The organism is Pseudomonas karstica (assembly GCF_009707515.1).
Taxonomy (GTDB): Bacteria; Pseudomonadota; Gammaproteobacteria; order Pseudomonadales; family Pseudomonadaceae; genus Aquipseudomonas; species Aquipseudomonas karstica.
Window position 1 is genome coordinate 1 of sequence record NZ_WLYI01000059.1, and the last position, 16933, is coordinate 16933.

General features: G+C 59.2%; 10 protein-coding genes and 1 rRNA gene. 10 read left to right on the forward strand and 1 reads right to left on the reverse strand.

The window, feature by feature from the left end:
* The 7 genes from rrf to yfiB form a co-directional block, all read left to right on the forward strand.
* Positions 1-78 (forward strand): 5S ribosomal RNA (gene rrf, locus GIR22_RS26825); the annotation flags it as partial.
* Positions 79-215: 137 nt separating this feature from the next.
* Positions 216-3665, forward strand: a complete 3450-nt coding sequence (gene recC, locus GIR22_RS25295) for an exodeoxyribonuclease V subunit gamma (protein ID WP_154746008.1) — start codon at positions 216-218, stop codon at positions 3663-3665.
* Positions 3662-7342, forward strand: coding sequence for an exodeoxyribonuclease V subunit beta (gene recB, locus GIR22_RS25300; RefSeq protein ID WP_154746009.1), 3681 nt, complete (start codon positions 3662-3664; stop codon positions 7340-7342). Before recC ends, recB begins: the two co-directional genes overlap by 4 nt.
* Entirely contained in the window at positions 7339-9390 is a 2052-nt protein-coding gene (gene recD, locus GIR22_RS25305) for an exodeoxyribonuclease V subunit alpha (RefSeq protein ID WP_154746010.1), read from the forward strand. Before recB ends, recD begins: the two co-directional genes overlap by 4 nt.
* 159 nt (positions 9391-9549) lie before the next feature.
* A complete protein-coding gene (gene yfiR / locus GIR22_RS25310) occupies positions 9550-10125 on the forward strand; it encodes a regulatory sequestration protein YfiR (RefSeq protein ID WP_154746011.1) in 576 nt (191 codons plus the stop codon).
* Complete coding sequence (gene dgcN / locus GIR22_RS25315; protein ID WP_154746012.1) at positions 10122-11390, forward strand: diguanylate cyclase DgcN/YfiN; 1269 nt, start codon at positions 10122-10124, stop codon at positions 11388-11390. Before yfiR ends, dgcN begins: the two co-directional genes overlap by 4 nt.
* Before the next feature lie 4 nt (positions 11391-11394).
* Positions 11395-11898, forward strand: a complete 504-nt coding sequence (yfiB, locus tag GIR22_RS25320; protein WP_484573200.1) for an outer membrane lipoprotein YfiB — start codon at positions 11395-11397, stop codon at positions 11896-11898.
* Between the two features lie 97 nt (positions 11899-11995).
* Here the strand turns inward: yfiB and GIR22_RS25325 are convergent, their stop codons facing one another.
* Complete coding sequence (locus GIR22_RS25325; RefSeq protein ID WP_154746013.1) at positions 11996-12943, reverse strand: LysR family transcriptional regulator; 948 nt, start codon at positions 12941-12943, stop codon at positions 11996-11998.
* A gap of 130 nt (positions 12944-13073) precedes the next feature.
* Here GIR22_RS25325 and GIR22_RS25330 point away from each other — a divergent pair, with 130 nt between their 5' ends.
* From GIR22_RS25330 to GIR22_RS25340, 3 genes are all read left to right on the forward strand, one after another.
* Positions 13074-14600 carry a CoA-acylating methylmalonate-semialdehyde dehydrogenase gene (locus tag GIR22_RS25330; protein ID WP_154746014.1) on the forward strand — a complete coding sequence of 509 codons (1527 nt, stop codon included), beginning with the start codon at positions 13074-13076 and terminating at the stop codon, positions 14598-14600.
* Between the two features lie 14 nt (positions 14601-14614).
* On the forward strand, positions 14615-15502 hold the full coding sequence (gene mmsB, locus GIR22_RS25335) for a 3-hydroxyisobutyrate dehydrogenase (RefSeq protein WP_154746015.1): 888 nt from the start codon (positions 14615-14617) through the stop codon (positions 15500-15502).
* Positions 15503-16568: 1066 nt separating this feature from the next.
* Positions 16569-16933 (forward strand): BapA/Bap/LapF family prefix-like domain-containing protein (locus GIR22_RS25340; protein WP_218581681.1); only part of this gene is annotated, 365 nt, incomplete at its 3' end.

The following is a 16933-nucleotide window of genomic DNA, read 5'->3' on the forward strand; positions in this document are numbered from 1 at the left end:
CCCGAACTCAGCAGTGAAACGATGCATCGCCGATGGTAGTGTGGGGTTTCCCCATGTGAGAGTAGGTCATCGTCAAGATTAAATTCCAGAACCCTTGTTTGCTAACGCAGACAGGGGTTTTGTTTTGGGCGGTCGAAAAGTATTGGCACGGCCCTGTTGGCCGCCTTCAATGTTAAAGTCCATCCCTCGATTTTGCTTTTCCCAAGGAAGCCGTTATGCCGGATGCGACGTCTCTCAGCGCTGGATTCATGGTGGTTCATGGCAACCGGCTGGATGAACTGCGCAGCCTGGTGGTCAGTTGGATGCGCCGTTACCCCCTGGCTCCCCTGGAAAACGAAATCGCTCTGGTGCAAAGCAACGGCATTGCCCAATGGCTCAAGCTTGCGCTCGCTGAAGATCCAGAAGATGACGACATGGGAGGCTGTGGCATCGCGGCCGCCATCGATGTGCAACTCCCAGGTAGTTTCATGTGGCAACTCTATCGCATGGTCCTGGGGCGGGATGAAATTCCCGCCAAATCCCTACTGGATAAAGCACCGTTGACCTGGCGTCTCATGCGCCTGCTTCCTGAGCTTATCAACCAGCCGCACTTCGAGCCTTTGCAGCGGTTTCTGACCCACGACTCGGACCTGCGTAAACGCTACCAACTGGCGGAGCGGCTCGCCGATCTGTTCGATCAATATCAGGTCTACCGTGCCGATTGGCTGGAAGACTGGGCTGCCGGTCGTCATCAACTACGCAACGGTCGAGGCGAGTCAAAACCTCTGACCCCGGCCAACTGCTGGCAAGCCGAATTATGGCGTGCGCTGCTGCTGGATGTCGGAGCGCAGGGTATGGCACAGAGTCGTGCTGGCGTTCACCAACGTTTTATCGAGCGTATTAACAGCCTTGACATGGCACCTGCGGGGTTGCCCTCTCGAGTGATCGTTTTCGGTATTTCCTCGCTGCCAGCCCAAGCCCTTGAAGCCCTCGCCGGTCTCGCTCGTTTCAGTCAGGTACTGCTTTGTGTCCACAACCCTTGTCGCCATCATTGGGCCGATATCGTTGCGGATAAAGATCTGCTGCGAAACGAATATAAACGCCAGGCGCGCAAGGTCGGGATGCCACTCACCATCGACCCGCAGACCCTGCACCAACACGCCCATCCGTTGCTGGCTGCGTGGGGCAAGCAAGGTCGTGACTACATCAGCTTGCTGGACAGCTACGATGACCCCAACAGCTACCGCGCGGCATTCCGTGACGGTCGAATCGACCTGTTCAGCGACAGCCAACCCACCAGCCTGCTCAATCAATTGCAGAACGATATCCTTGAGCTGCGTCCGCTTAACGAAACCCGTGACCTGTGGCCCGCTGTCGACCTGGAGAAAGATAACTCGATCTGCTTCCACATCGCCCACAGTGCCCAGCGAGAAGTGGAAATCCTCCACGACCAATTGCTCCAGCGCTTCAGCGCAAATCCAGGGCTGCGCCCAAGGGACATCATCGTCATGGTCCCCGACGTCGATAGCTACGCGCCGCACATCCGCGCCGTATTCGGCCAGCTTGAAAAAAGCGACCCGCGCTTCATCCCCTTCACCCTGACAGACCAAGGCCAGCGTGGTCGCGACCCGCTGCTGATTGCTGTAGAGCACCTGCTTAAACTTCCCGACAGCCGTTTCCCGGTCAGCGAAATCCTCGACTTGCTGGATGTCCCGGCCCTGCGTGAGCGCTTCGCTATCAAGGAGCGCGACCTCCCGACCCTGCACCGCTGGATCGAAGGCGCCGGCATCCGCTGGGGACTCAATGCCGAGCAGCGCGCGGGCCTGGGCTTACCGAGTGAGCTGGAACAAAACAGCTGGCGTTTCGGCCTGCGACGGATGCTTTTGGGCTATGCGGTCGGTACTGGCCCCGCTTGTGAAGGTATCGAGCCTTACGACGAAATCGGCGGCCTCGATGCGGCCCTGATCGGGCCATTGGTTGCACTGCTTGATGCGCTGCACGATGCTCATCAGGCACTTTCAAAACCAGCCGCTCCCTGGGAGTGGGGTGAACGACTGCAAGACCTGATGCGACTATTTTTTCTTGCCAGCAACGAGCACGACGACTACCTCCTCGGCCAACTTGAGCAGTTACGCGAAACCTGGCTGGAAACCTGTGACTCCGTTGGCCTACACGACGAGTTACCCCTGACGGTCGTCCGTGAGGCCTGGCTGGCAGGACTGGACCAGGGGCGCCTGTCCCAGCGCTTTCTCGCGGGGGCTGTCAACTTCTGCACGTTGATGCCCATGCGCGCCATTCCATTCAAGCTGGTCTGCCTGCTGGGTATGAACGACGGCGACTATCCTCGCGCCCAACCTCCGCTGGACTTCGACCTGATGGGCAGCGACTACCGCCCCGGTGATCGCTCACGGCGTGAAGATGACCGTTACCTGTTGCTTGAAGCCCTGCTATCGGCCCGCGACCAGCTTTATATCAGTTGGGTCGGCCGTAGCATTCGCGACAACAGCGAGCGTCCTGCCTCAGTACTGATCGGCCAATTACGCGACCACCTCGTCAGCGGTTGGCGCACCACCGACGGCGAACCCTTGCTGGAAGCCATGACCCAGGAGCATCCGCTCCAGCCCTTCAGTGCTCGCTATTTCCACGAAGGCGACGTGTTGTTCAGCTACGCCCGTGAATGGCAACTGCTTCATCAAACTCACGACGGCAGCTCTGACATCGCCCCCCTGGCTCCCTATGTTCAAGAACAACCCCTGAGCCTCGGCCAGTTGCAGGACTTTCTACGCAACCCGGTCCGCCATTTCTTCAGCCAGCGCCTCAAAGTCTTCTTCGAAGCCGCCGAAGTGCCTCTGGCTGATGAGGAGCCTTTTGTCCTCGACGCCCTGCAGCGCTACAGTTTGAGCGATAGCCTGCTTGCTGCCGCATTGACCCGGCCTGACAACCCCGGCGAAGCCCTCAATGCCCAGGCCCTGCGCCTCCAGGGCAGCGGGATGCTGCCTATGGTCGGTTTTGGTGAGTGCCTGCGCAACGAATTGATCGAGCCGTTGCCCGACTTGATACAACGCTACCAGCAACTCTTGTCCCTTTGGCCCACGCCGCACACCAGCGTCGAGCCGATCAGTTTTGAGCATCAAGGTATTCAGCTAGAGGGTTGGATCAGCGGGTTGCACCGGCGCAGTGATGGTGGCTTGCTCAGCGTTACCACCATCCCTAACGGCATTGGTTCGCTCAAGACCCGCAAATGGCATCGCCTGATTCGTCCGTGGGTCAATCATCTGGTGGCTTGCGCCTGCGGGATGCCATTGAGCACTGCTCTGGTGGCCAGTGACGATACTCTTTTACTGGCCCCGCTTGCACAAGACGCGGCGCAGGAAATGCTCGGTAATTTGCTGCTGGCCTGGCACGCCGGGATGAGCGAGCCGCTGCCCATTGCTGTCAAAACCGCGTTCGCCTGGCTTGGGCAAACTGACCCGATCAAGGCTTATGCCGTTGCCAGCAAAGCTTACGAAGGTGACGGCCAAACCACCGACGGCGAACGCCGCGAAAGCCCCGCCCTCACGAGGCAATTTCCCGATTACGCCGCCCTGGTAGCCAGTGAAGATTTCGAAGGTTGGTGCGAAACCCTGTACCGTCCGCTGATAACTGCTCCATGGCGATCCTTGACCCGCGAGGAGGCCGGTTCATGAGCCCTACAAAACCTTTGGCCCTGGCCTTCCCGCTGCATGGCAGCCAACTGATCGAAGCCAGCGCCGGCACCGGCAAGACCTTCACCATCTCGGCGCTGTACCTGCGACTGGTGTTGGGCCACGGCGGTGAAGTATCGGGCTTTGGCCGCGAACTGCTGCCGCCGCAAATCCTTGTCGTGACCTTCACCGATGCTGCCACCAAAGAACTGCGCGAGCGCATCCGCACTCGTCTGGCCGAGGCTGCTCGCTTTTTTCGTGAGGAGAGCGAAGCACCTGACGCGCTGATCGCCGAACTGCGCGACCAATACCGTATCGAGCAATGGCCCGCTTGCGCCAATCGCCTGGACATTGCCGCCCAATGGATGGACGAAGCCGCCGTCTCAACCATCCACAGTTGGTGCCAGCGCATGCTGCGTGAGCATGCATTCGACAGTGGCAGCCTGTTCACCCAGACCCTGGAAACCGACCATAGCGACCTGTTGGGTGAAGTGCTGCGCGACTACTGGCGGCTGTTCTGCTATCCAATGCAAGGCGACACACTGAGCTGGGTTCGCAACAACTGGGGTGGTCCCGCAGCCCTGATGCCGCGAGTACGTGCATTGTTCGGCAGTGAGCGGCCTACAGATGAACAACGCGAACCCGCTGAACTGATCAGCGCTTGTTTGCAAGAGCGCCGTGAAGCCTTGGTCGCCTTGAAGGCTCCCTGGCAACAATGGGCCGTCGAGTTGCGAGAAATCTGCTTGCAAGCCGTTGCCGCCAAAGCCGTCGATGGCCGCAAGATGCAAGCCCGTTATTTTGAACCCTGGTTTGAAAAAATCAGCGACTGGGCGGCCGATGAGTCCGTGGAACAGTTGGACATCGGCACTGGCTTCACGCGCCTGACCCCCGACGGAATGGCCGAAGCCTGGAAAGGCGATCCACCACAGCACCCGGCCCTTGATGCCATGACGGGCCTGAAAGCCCATCTCGATGCACTGCCAACTCCCGATGCGGCGGTGTTGCAACACGCCGCCGGCTGGGTCGGCAAACGCTTCGAAGAAGAAAAGCGCCGACGCGCCGAAATGGGCTTCGACGATATGCTCCTGCGTCTCGACGCCGCGCTGCAAACCGAGGGTGGCGAGCGGTTGGCCTGTGTAATCCGCGAGCAGTTCCCGGTTGCACTGATCGACGAATTCCAGGACACCGACCCGGTGCAGTACCGCATCTTTGAGAGCATCTACCGCATCGAAGAAAACCATCCCGAAAGTGGACTGTTCTTGATCGGTGACCCGAAACAGGCGATCTACGCTTTTCGCGGTGCCGACATCTATACCTACCTGCGCGCCCGCCAGGCTACCCGCGGTCGCCTGCACACGCTGGGTACCAATTTTCGCTCCAGCCATGCGGTGGTGGACGCGGTCAATCATGTGTTCCAGCGCGCAGAAAAAGGCCGCGGCGCGTTTCTGTTCCGCGAACCCGACGGTGAGAACCCGGTGCCATTTCTATCGGTGCTGTCCCAAGGCCGCAAAGAACAACTACAGGTCAACGGGCAGACGTTGCCGGCGCTGAACATTTGGCATCTGTCTACTGACCAGCCCATTTCCGGTGCGCTCTACCGTCAGCAATTGGCAGCCGCTTGCGCCAGCCAGATCGTGGCGTTGCTCACTGGTGGACAGCAGGGCGTCGCGGGGTTCGTCAAGGATGACACCTTCAAAGGTGTATTACCCTCGGACATCGCCATCCTTGTGCGCGATGGCAAGGAAGCCCAGGCGGTACGCGGTGAGCTGGCCGCTCGCGGTGTGCGCAGCGTGTACCTGTCCGACAAGGATTCGGTATTCGCCGCCCAGGAAGCCCATGACCTGCTGGCCTGGCTCAAAGCCTGTGCCGAGCCGGACGTCGAGCGGCCCCTGCGTGCCGCCTTGGCCTGCGTCACTCTGAACCTGTCGCTGCCTGAGCTGGAGCGTCTGAACCAGGACGAATTGGCGTGGGAAAAACGCGTCATGCAGTTCCGTGGCTATCGCACTGTCTGGCGTACTCAAGGTGTGTTGCCGATGCTTCGGCGTTTGCTCCATGATTTCAGATTGCCGCAAACCCTGATTGCCCGCAGCGATGGTGAAAGAGTACTGACCAACCTGCTGCACCTCTCTGAGTTGTTGCAGCAAGCAGCGGCGGAGCTGGACGGAGAGCAGGCGTTGATCCGCCATCTGGCCGAACACCTGGCGCTCTCGGGCCAGGCGGGAGAAGAGCAAATCCTGCGCCTGGAAAGTGATGAGCAATTGGTCAAAGTGGTGACCATTCACAAGTCCAAGGGCTTGGAATACGACCTGGTGTTTCTGCCGTTTATCTGCGCGGTGAAACCCGTGGATGGCAGCCGCCTGCCGTTGCACTATCACGATGAAAATGGCAAATCCCAAGTGAGCCTCAGGCCATCGGCCGAGTTGATCGCTCAAGCCGACGATGAACGTTTGGCCGAGGATCTACGTTTGTTCTACGTGGCACTGACCCGGGCAAAACACGCCTGCTGGCTCGGTGTCGCCGACCTCAAACGCGGCAATAACAACAGTTCGGTATTGCACCTGTCGGCCTTGGGTTATCTGCTTGGCGGTGGTGCACCCTTAACTGAATCCACCGGCCTGGCGAGCTGGCTTCTCGGTTTGCAGGAAGGCTGCCCGGCGATCCACTGCGCTGAAATGCCCGAGCTTGAAACCATTACGTTCCACCCACCGCGTAACGAAGCCGTGTTGCTGGCGCCGTTATTGCCTAAACGCAAGGCCGCAGAAAACTGGTGGATCGCGTCTTACAGCGCCCTGCGAATCGGTGAAAACATGAGCGCGGCCAGCCTTGAAGCTCCCGAAAACCCTCAGGCCCAGAAACTGTTCGACGACGAACGCCTGGATCCGGATGCTCCTCGTGAAGTGGCAGTTTCCGGCGGCGACATTCACCGCTTTCCGCGAGGCCCCAACCCTGGAACCTTCCTCCATGGACTGTTGGAGTGGGCAGGTGGCGAAGGCTTCAATGTCACGCCTGAAGTCATCGATGACGCCGTCGCCCGCCGCTGCAATCGGCGTGGCTGGCAAGGCTGGATCGGCACCTTGAGCAGTTGGCTCGGGCATCTGCTGCAAGAACCGTTGCGTTTGAGCAACGGCCAGCCTCCGGTCCTCCTTAGTGGCTTGCAGCAGTATCAGGTCGAGATGGAGTTCTGGTTCGCCAGCCACACAGTCGATGTGCTCGCCCTTGATAAGCTGGTGTGCCAACACACCCACAACGGCGTCGCGCGCGTGGCGGCCGAGCCGGTATTGCTCAACGGCATGTTCAAGGGGTTTATTGACCTGACCTTCGAGCATGAGGGCCGCTATTACGTGGCCGACTACAAATCCAACTGGCTGGGCCCTGACAATAGCGCCTACGCCATGCAGGCCATGGAGTTGTCGATCCTTGACCATCGTTACGACCTGCAATACGTCCTGTATCTGCTGGCCCTGCATCGGCAACTTAAGGCGCGGCTGCCCGACTACGATTACGACCGTCACATCGGCGGTGCGCTCTACGTGTTCTTGCGAGGCTCCCAGGCCGCCAGTCAGGGCGTCTATTTCACCCGGCCGCCACGCGAGTTGATAGAGGGGCTGGACCTGTTGTTCCAAGGTAGACCGCTACCGCCCAAAGCCGAGCCTGTTTGGGAACAAGGAGTGCTGCTATGAGCCTGTCGACGTTACCGTTGGAGGCGCTGGCACCTCTCAGTCGTGCCCCCGATCTACTGCAACTGCTCGAACGTTGGGTCGAGCGTGGCTGGCTGCGTGCGCTGGATAAAGCCTTTGTCGGCTTCCTCCACGAACTCGACTCACAAGCGGATCCGCTGGTGTTACTGGCGGCAGCATTGACCAGCCATCAACTGGGTCACGGGCATGTCTGCCTGGATCTGTTCGAGACCCTCAAGGCTCCGGATTTTGCCTTGTCCCTGCCGCCTGAAGGCGACGTGCAGATCGGTGCCATGTTGCTGCCCTCACAATTGCTTGATGGGCTGGACGGTGCTCACTGGTGCCACGCCCTGGCTTCCAGCCACTTGGTGGCGTTGGCTGCCGATGGCAGTGAGTCTGCACAAAGCCGGCCCTTGGTGTTGTCGGGCAAACGCCTGTATTTGCGGCGTTATTGGACCTATGAGCGGCGTATCGATACGGCGTTGCGTCTGCGCCTTGCCACGCAAGAAAACGTTGCCGTCGATTTGCCCCAGCGCTTGAATAGCCTGTTCGAGCAGGCCGCGCCAGGCGCAGTTGTCGACTGGCAAAAGCTTGCCTGCGCCCTGGCCACCCGAAGCGCGTTCAGCATCGTCACCGGCGGGCCTGGTACCGGCAAGACCACCACCGTGGTGCGCCTGCTGGCTTTGCTACAGGCACCGGCCGTGGAAAATGGCAGCGGATTGCGCATTCGCTTGGCGGCGCCCACCGGCAAGGCCGCTGCTCGTTTGACCGAATCCATCAGCCAGCAAGTACTGTCACTGAACGTGCCTGACGCTGTACGGGAAAATATTCCCACCCAGGTCACCACGGTTCACCGTTTGCTGGGCAGCCGCCCTGGCACCCGTCACTTCCGACATCATCCCGGCAATCCGTTGCCCCTGGATGTGCTGGTAGTCGACGAAGCTTCGATGATCGACCTGGAAATGATGGCCAATCTGCTGGACGCGTTGGCGCCCCATGCTCGCCTGGTGTTGTTGGGGGATAAGGATCAGCTCGCGTCCGTTGAGGCCGGCGCGGTTCTGGGGGATCTGTGCCGCGATGCCGAAGCGGGCTGGTACAACCCGCAAACCCGCCAATGGCTGCAGGCAGTCAGCGGTGACGACCTCAGCGCCAGCGGTTTGCAGGAAGACCTCGACGGCAGCCATCCATTGGCCCAGCAAGTGGTGATGCTGCGCTACTCCCGGCGATTCGGCGAGGGTAGCGGTATCGGCCAGTTGGCGCGCTGGGTCAACCAGCAGAACGCCGAGGAGGCGCGCAAACTGCTGGCTGCTCGCAGTCATGCGGACCTGTTTTGCGTCAGTCTCAAGGGCGAGCACGACCACGCGCTGGAGCGCCTGGTGCTGGATGGGCAGGGCGACGGTGCCCAGGGGTATCGCTATTACCTGAACCTGCTGCGCACTTCACGACCGTCCCCCGACACACCGCGAGAAGACCCGATCTGGACAGGCTGGGCTCGTCAACTGCTACATGCCTTCGATGCCTTCCAGTTGCTGTGTGCCGTGCGCAAGGGACCCTGGGGTGTCGAAGGTCTGAACCAGCGTATTACCGCCGCGCTGCTCAAGGCCCGGCTGATCGACAACGACCAGCAATGGTACGAAGGGCGCCCTGTACTGATGACCCGCAACGACTACGGCCTGGGCCTGATGAACGGTGATATCGGTATCACGTTGAGACTGCCAGAAAGCGACGGCGGGCCTCAGGTACTACGTGTGGCGTTTGCGCGCAACGATGGCCAGGGTGGCGTGCGTTTTGTGCTGCCCAGCCGGCTCAACGATGTGGAAACCGTTTACGCGATGACGGTGCACAAGTCCCAGGGTTCGGAGTTCGCCCATACCGCGCTGATTTTGCCGGATGCGTTGAATCCGGTGTTGACCAAGGAGTTGATCTACACCGGTATTACCCGCGCCAAGGATTGGTTCAGCCTGATCGAACCCCGTGGCGGGGTTTTCGAAGAAGCGGTACGGCGTAAGGTGAAACGATTAAGTGGACTGATGTTGGAACTGAATGCTTGAGGTCGCGTGAAACTGAGTGTGCAGTCATCATGTAATTCAGATTTTGGCGTATGATTTTTCTGAGAGAATAGTAGGGTCTCTGGGGTGTCGTCCTCAGAGGTTTTCGCCGTTGTGCTATCGTTGCGGCATCATCCCAAGAAGATCAAAGAGAATCGCTGCATGAACGTGGCTGTCTCGCCCACAGAGCGTAGTTTGAGCTGGAGACAAATGCTGCTGTTGGCGTCTCTGTGGATGTGTGCATCGCTCACGTTTGCCCAGGCGCCAGCCCCTGTCAGCATGGCCGATCAAAGAGCCCAAGCGGTGACGCAAGTGGTGCTCGGAATTCTCAGTTATGCCCGTTGGCCGGTTGAGCCTGCGCAACTGCACTTGTGCATCGTCGGGCCGACCGAATACACCGATGACCTGCTCAAGGGCACGACCCAGGCCACCGGCCGTCCGGTTGTGGTGCAGCGCCTGCTGGCTGGTCACCCCGAGATTGCCAGCGTCTGCGACGCGGTGTACATCGGCCAGTTGACCGACGTTGAGCGCAGTCGGCTGTTCTCCTCCTTGACCGGTCAGCCAGTGCTGAGCATCAGCGAAGGTGGCGACCAATGCACGGTGGGCAGCCTGTTCTGCCTGCGGGTTGGTGACGAGCAAGTATCTTTCGAGGTCAATCTCGACTCCGTTGCTCGCAGCGGCGTGCGCATTCACCCCAGCGTGTTGCAGCTGTCCCGTCGCCGAGCCCCGCAATCATGAGTGTCTCCAAAACACGTGCGCGGCCGACTCTGCGCTCCGTGCTCGGGCGTGGGCACCTGAGCGTGGCGTTGGTGGCAGTGGCTATGGCGAGTATTTCCCTGACTTTGCTCGGTGTGCTGGCGCTGCGAGTTTATGCCGACCACAACCTGCACCTGATCGCTCGCTCCATTAACTACACGGTAGAAGCCGCGGTAGTGTTCAACGACAGCGTGGCGGCCACCGAAGCCCTGGCGGTGATTGCCTCCACCGAGGAAGTGGCCCAGGCGGACGTTTTTGATGCCAGCGGCAAGCTCCTGGCTCACTGGCAACGCCCGGAAACCGGGATGTTATCCAAGGTTGAGCTGGAATTGGCCCATACCCTTCTGGAGCAACCCATCAGCCAGCCGATCATGCATCAGGGAAAGGTCATCGGCAGCATTCAATTGAGTGGGCATGGTGGCAGCCTGCTGCGTTTCTTGCTCAGCGGCCTGGCCGGGATCCTGGTGTGCACGGCTCTCAGCACCTGGGTCGCGTTGTACCTGGCGCGGCGCATGCTGCGAGGAATCACTGGGCCTTTGCACAGCCTCGCCAAAGTCGCGCACGCCGTGCGCAGTGGACGGGCCTTTGACCGCCGCGTGCCACCGGCGCAAATTGCCGAGCTCGACAGCTTGGGTAATGACTTCAACGCTTTGCTCGACGAACTGGAAGCCTGGCAGTTTCACCTGCAAAGCGAAAACGAAACCCTCGCCCATCAGGCTACCCATGACAGCCTGACCGGGCTGCCCAATCGGTCATTTTTCGAAGGCCGTTTGATTCGTGCCCTGCGCAGCGCAGCCAAACTCAACGAGCGCGTGGCAGTTCTGTTTCTCGACAGCGACCGCTTCAAGGACATCAACGACAGCTTCGGTCACGCGGCGGGCGATGCGGTGTTGGTGGCGTTGGCACAACGCGTTCGCGTGCAATTGCGTGAAGAAGACCTGGTGGCGCGTCTTGGGGGGGATGAGTTTGCCATTCTGCTGACGCCCCTGCACAAGATCGAAGATGCCCAGCGCATCGCCGATAAGATCCTCGCCAGCATGGACACTCCGATCATGCTGCCTGGCAATACCCAGGTGTTAACCTCCCTCAGTATCGGCATCGCCGTTTACCCCGACCATGGCACCACGCCTGGTACCTTGCTCAACGCCGCCGACGCGGCCATGTACCAGGCCAAACGACTTTCCCAGGGCGGCCAGCACATGGCAGGGTCAGTGCCCGCCGCCCTTATTCATCAACGCAGGAGTTGATCCCTTGTTCTCTAATGCCCGGCGCTCTTCGCGCTTTTTATTCCTTACCATGTTCATGGGGTTGCTGGCCCTGAGCGGTTGCCAGACGCTTGCGCCCAAAGGCCTCACCCCGGCGCAGATCGTCGTGCTCAAGCAGCAAGGTTTCGAGTTGACCGACGAGGGCTGGGCCTTTGGCCTTTCGGGCAAAGTGCTGTTTGGCAGTGACGTTGAGTCATTGAATAAACCCAGCACCGAGATTGTCGAACGCATCGGCAAGGCCTTGCTGGGCGTAGGCATCGAGCGGGTACGGGTCGACGGTCACACCGACGCCTCGGGCAAGGAAACCTACAACCAGCAACTGTCCCTGCGCCGAGCGAGAAGCGTGAGCAAGGTATTGACCCGTACAGGTATGAAGGAAGAAAACATTCAACTGCGCGGGTTGGGCAGCAGCGAGCCGGTGGCGCCCAATACTACGAAAGCGGGCCGTACCGAGAACCGGCGGGTATCGATCGTGGTGATTGCCGATTAAGCCGCCCGAGCTGTTTCGTTTCCCATAGCTGTCGAGCTTCTGAGAGGCTGCGTCAGGCACGGTTCTGTGCCTGGCCTGTGCTTGAGGCTGCGTACGATCAATCCGCAAACCTCATCTGCCGCGTTTGCCCCATCAATAACGGCTGATTCTGCTCCGTCACCTCCCTGATGTAATCCCACAACAGCGTAATTCGCTTCAACTTCCTCAAGTCCTCCCGGCAATACATCCAGAACTGCCGCGTAATATTGATTTCCTCCGAAAGCACTGGCAGTAACCGCGGGTCCTGCGCCGCCAGGAAACACGGCAGGATCGCCAGCGATCGTCCCTGTTGTGCCGCCACGTACTGGGCGATCACGCTGGTGCTGCGCAAACTGGCACTGGCTCCCGGCACCACATTGGCCAGGTACAGCAACTCCGAGCTGAAGGCCAGGTCGTCGACGTAGCTGATAAACCGATGGTCGGCCAAGTCTGTCGGGCGACGGATCGGTGGATGCTGATCCAGATATTCCTGGGTCGCGTACAACTGCAACGTGTAGTCGCACAGCTTGCAGCACACGTAAGGGCCGTGTTCCGGACGCTCCAGGGCAATGACGATATCTGCCTCGCGCTTGGACAGGCTGATGAAGTGGGGCAGGGGCAGGATGTCCACCGAGATTGCCGGGTAGGTATCGACGAAATGGCTCAGTTGCGGGGTGACAAAGAAGCTGCCGAAACCCTCGGTACAGCCCATGCGCACATGACCTGACAATGCCACTCCGGAACCGGAAACCTGTTCGCAGGCCATGTGCAGGGTACTTTCGATGGATTCGGCATAGCCCAGCAAACGCTGGCCTTCAGTGGTGAGGACAAAACCGCTGGTCCGGGACTTTTCAAACAGCAGCGTGCCCAGGGACACTTCCAGCGAACTGATGCGCCGCGACACGGTGGTGTAGTCCACTGCCAGGCGCTTGGCGGCAACGCTGGCCTTGCGTGTGCGGGCGACTTCGAGGAAGAACTTCAGGTCATCCCAATTCAGGGAACCCAGGGATGTGATGTTTTTTTGCATATTGATCCGGCTTTTATGTGCGTTCTTATTAGAAGTTTGCACATCTATACTCCAAAAACTGCCCGAACGCCTCTTCTCAAGGCGATCTACGCCTTGGTTCTCTGCATAACTACAAGATTTGGAGACCCTCATGAACGCATCGCTTACGTCTGCCGATACCGCCGTACAACAGGCCAAACTGTTGATCAACGGCGAGTGGGTCGAGTCCAAGACCACCGAGTGGCAAGACATCGTCAACCCGGCCACCCAGCAAGTGTTGGCCAAGGTTCCTTTCGCCACCGCTGATGAAGTCAACGCTGCCATTGACGCCGCCCACCGTGCTTTCCAGACCTGGAAGCTGACACCGATCGGTGCGCGGATGCGCATCATGCTCAAGTTGCAAGCCTTGATCCGCGAGCACTCCAAGCGTATCGCCGTGGTTCTCAGCGCAGAGCAGGGCAAGACCATTGCCGATGCCGAAGGCGACATTTTCCGTGGCCTGGAAGTAGTCGAGCATGCATGCTCCATCGGTACCCTGCAGATGGGCGAGTTTGCTGAAAACGTCGCCGGCGGCGTCGACACTTATACCCTGCGCCAGCCGATCGGCGTGTGTGCCGGTATTACTCCGTTCAACTTCCCGGCGATGATTCCGCTGTGGATGTTCCCGATGGCCATCGCCTGTGGCAACACCTTCGTACTCAAGCCTTCCGAGCAGGACCCGCTGTCGACGATGCTGCTGGTGGAACTGGCCGTCGAAGCCGGCGTGCCTGCCGGTGTGTTGAACGTGGTCCACGGCGGCAAGGACGTAGTGGACGCGCTCTGCACTCATAACGATATCAAGGCTGTGTCGTTCGTTGGCTCGACCGCCGTCGGTACTCACGTGTATGACCTGGCCGGCAAGCATGGCAAGCGCGTGCAATCGATGATGGGCGCCAAGAACCACGCCGTGGTGCTGGCGGATGCCAATCGTGAACAGACTCTGAATGCTCTGGTCGGTGCCGGTTTCGGCGCGGCTGGTCAGCGTTGCATGGCCACATCGGTGGTGGTACTGGTGGGGGCGGCTAAACAGTGGCTGCCAGACCTCAAGGCCCTGGCGCAGAAACTCAAGGTGAACGCGGGTAGTGAACCGGGCACCGATATCGGTCCGGTGATTTCCAAGCGGGCCAAGGCGCGCATCCTGGACTTGATCGAAAGCGGCGTAAAAGAAGGTGCCACGCTGGAACTGGACGGCCGTGGCATCACGGTCCCGGGCTTCGAAGAGGGCAACTTCGTCGGCCCGACCCTGTTCTCGGGTGTGACCACCGATATGCAGATCTACACTCAGGAAATCTTCGGGCCGGTGTTGGTGGTGCTGGAAGTCGACACCCTGGATCAGGCCATTGCCCTGGTCAATGCCAACCCGTTTGGCAATGGCACCGGCCTGTTCACTCAAAGTGGTGCGGCGGCGCGCAAATTCCAGAGCGAAATCGACGTTGGCCAGGTTGGCATCAACATCCCGATTCCAGTGCCAGTGCCGTTCTTCAGCTTCACCGGTTCCCGCGGTTCGAAACTCGGCGACCTGGGCCCATACGGCAAGCAAGTGGTGCAGTTCTACACCCAAACCAAAACCGTCACCAGCCGCTGGTTCGACGATGACAGCGTCAACGATGGCGTCAACACCACCATCAACCTGCGCTGATCGAGGAGGCGACCATGAAGATTGCATTTATCGGCTTGGGCAACATGGGCGCGCCGATGGCGCGCAACTTGATCAAGGCCGGCCACGCGCTGAATCTGTTCGACCTGAACCAGACCGTGCTCGCCGAACTGGCGGCACTGGGCGGTACTATCAGCACCTCGCCCCGAGATGCTGCCCATGGCGCGGAACTGGTAGTCACCATGCTCCCGGCTGCGGCCCACGTGCGCAGTGTCTGGCTGGGTGAAGACGGCGTGCTCGCCGGCATCGGCAGCGGCGTACCGGCGGTGGATTGCAGTACCATCGACCCGCAAACTGCTCGCGATGTAGCCGCCGCAGCGGCCAAACACGGCGTGGTCATGGCTGATGCCCCGGTCTCCGGAGGCACCGGCGGTGCCCAGGCCGGGACGCTGACCTTCATGGTCGGCGCCACCCCGGAACTGTTCGCAATCCTGCAGCCGGTGCTGGCGCAGATGGGCCGCAATATTGTGCATTGCGGAGAAGTCGGCACTGGGCAAATCGCCAAGATCTGCAACAACCTGCTGCTGGGCATCACCATGGTCGGTGTCAGCGAAGCCATGGCCCTGGGCGATGCGCTGGGTATCGACACCCAAGTGCTGGCCGGCATCATCAACAGCTCCACCGGACGTTGCTGGAGTTCCGACACCTATAACCCGTGGCCGGGCATTATCGAGACGGCACCTTCGTCCCGTGGCTATACCGGTGGGTTTGGCGCGGAACTGATGCTCAAGGACCTGGGCCTGGCCACCGAAGCGGCCCGCCAGGTGCATCAGCCGGTGATCCTTGGCGCCGTGGCCCAGCAGTTGTACCAGTCGATGAGTCAGCGCGGGGAAGGGGGCAAGGACTTCTCGGCAATCATCAACAGCTATCGCAAACCCCAATAGGGGATTTTCCGAGAACCCGCGTCGGGCGGGTTCTCGGGTTTTTGGTGCTTACTCCCGACGCCCTCAATTTCCGTCGTCTGCGTACGATTGCTCAATCTCCCTGATCAGCGATAGCCGCAGTGCTCCTTGTGAGCAGTGCTGGTGCGTGCCTGAACCTTCTGAAAGAACTAAAAGAGCCAATGCTTGTCGCGTGCTGTTTATATAGCGTTTACAGGGGTTATATAGGGTCGGTATCACTAAGCTACTATTTAGTTCTAAGTGAATTTTGAGGAATGTTAGATTCGCGAAACAAAATATTACAAATTCCCTATACATTGATAAAACCCGTGCTTTTTCTCATTGAATGTTCGTTTGGGTAAAGTTAAAGGTGTGTCTGATTATCATGTGATGATAATGAGTGTATGGGTTATTTGACACTGATATGTAGTGCATTCACAGACTAAACGCCACTATGTAAGGAGTGTTCATACCCCCTATATTTTCCTCTTTGATGTTGAGTGGCACCTAGTTAGTATCAGCTAGGCGAGCGTTGCCACTATTGTTGCGCCTCGATAAATACCCACCGACTAGCTGTAATTCTTCAAGTTGTGCAGGTGTGTTTGAAATGGTTGATGAATGGATGCGTACCTCAAGTCTTTCCAGGCTTGCGACCGAACAGGCCGCCAGGGCTAGAGAGCTTGATGGAGCCCAAATCCTTGCCCGTCGCCTTTGTGCACTACTTCACCTCTGGGCCTGTGGGCGTCCTGCCTCCATGGCGCCTGCGCAGTCCAGTGTCTCTCTGCGAGAGCTCATGACAATGGCGCGACGTACGAAAACGACTCGGCCACAACACCCTTCGGTATCCCCGTTCACGCCATGCGCTGAAGTAGAGACGCCTCTCAATCGAAGAATGATGCGCCTGCAACTACGCGAAGAGACCGGTGTTGGCTGACGCTACTTAACTCCTGATTAGTCTTTCAATAACGCGAATTCAAGTTGAATGCTCGGCGGTTACTGCCGCAGCGAGGTATTCGTTCGCGCTGAAAAACTGTATGTCCATGTTTATCGAAGAGAAAACAGGTGTGAAATGGAAAATATAACAATTGTCGATAAAGCAACGGGAACGGCAACGGAGCATGCTTTTGGCAATACCAGCCTGAATGGCACCGGTATTGTCAAATTGCCGTTCGGACCTGAAAGCGTGCAGTCCTTCCAACAGTCTGGTCAGAACTTGGTGGTGACGCTCAAGTCCGGAGAAGTTGTCACTGTCCAGAACTTCTTTGTGGCTGGTGCTGACGGTGCGACTAGCCAGCTGGTGATGACGAACCCCGACGGAACGTTGCTGTTGGGCAACTATTCCTCGCCGTATTCGGGCTTTACATTCAGTGAGATTTCCTCCCTCGACGATCTGGCCGCGGCAGGCGTGCTGGCAGATGGCTCGACACCGAGCTG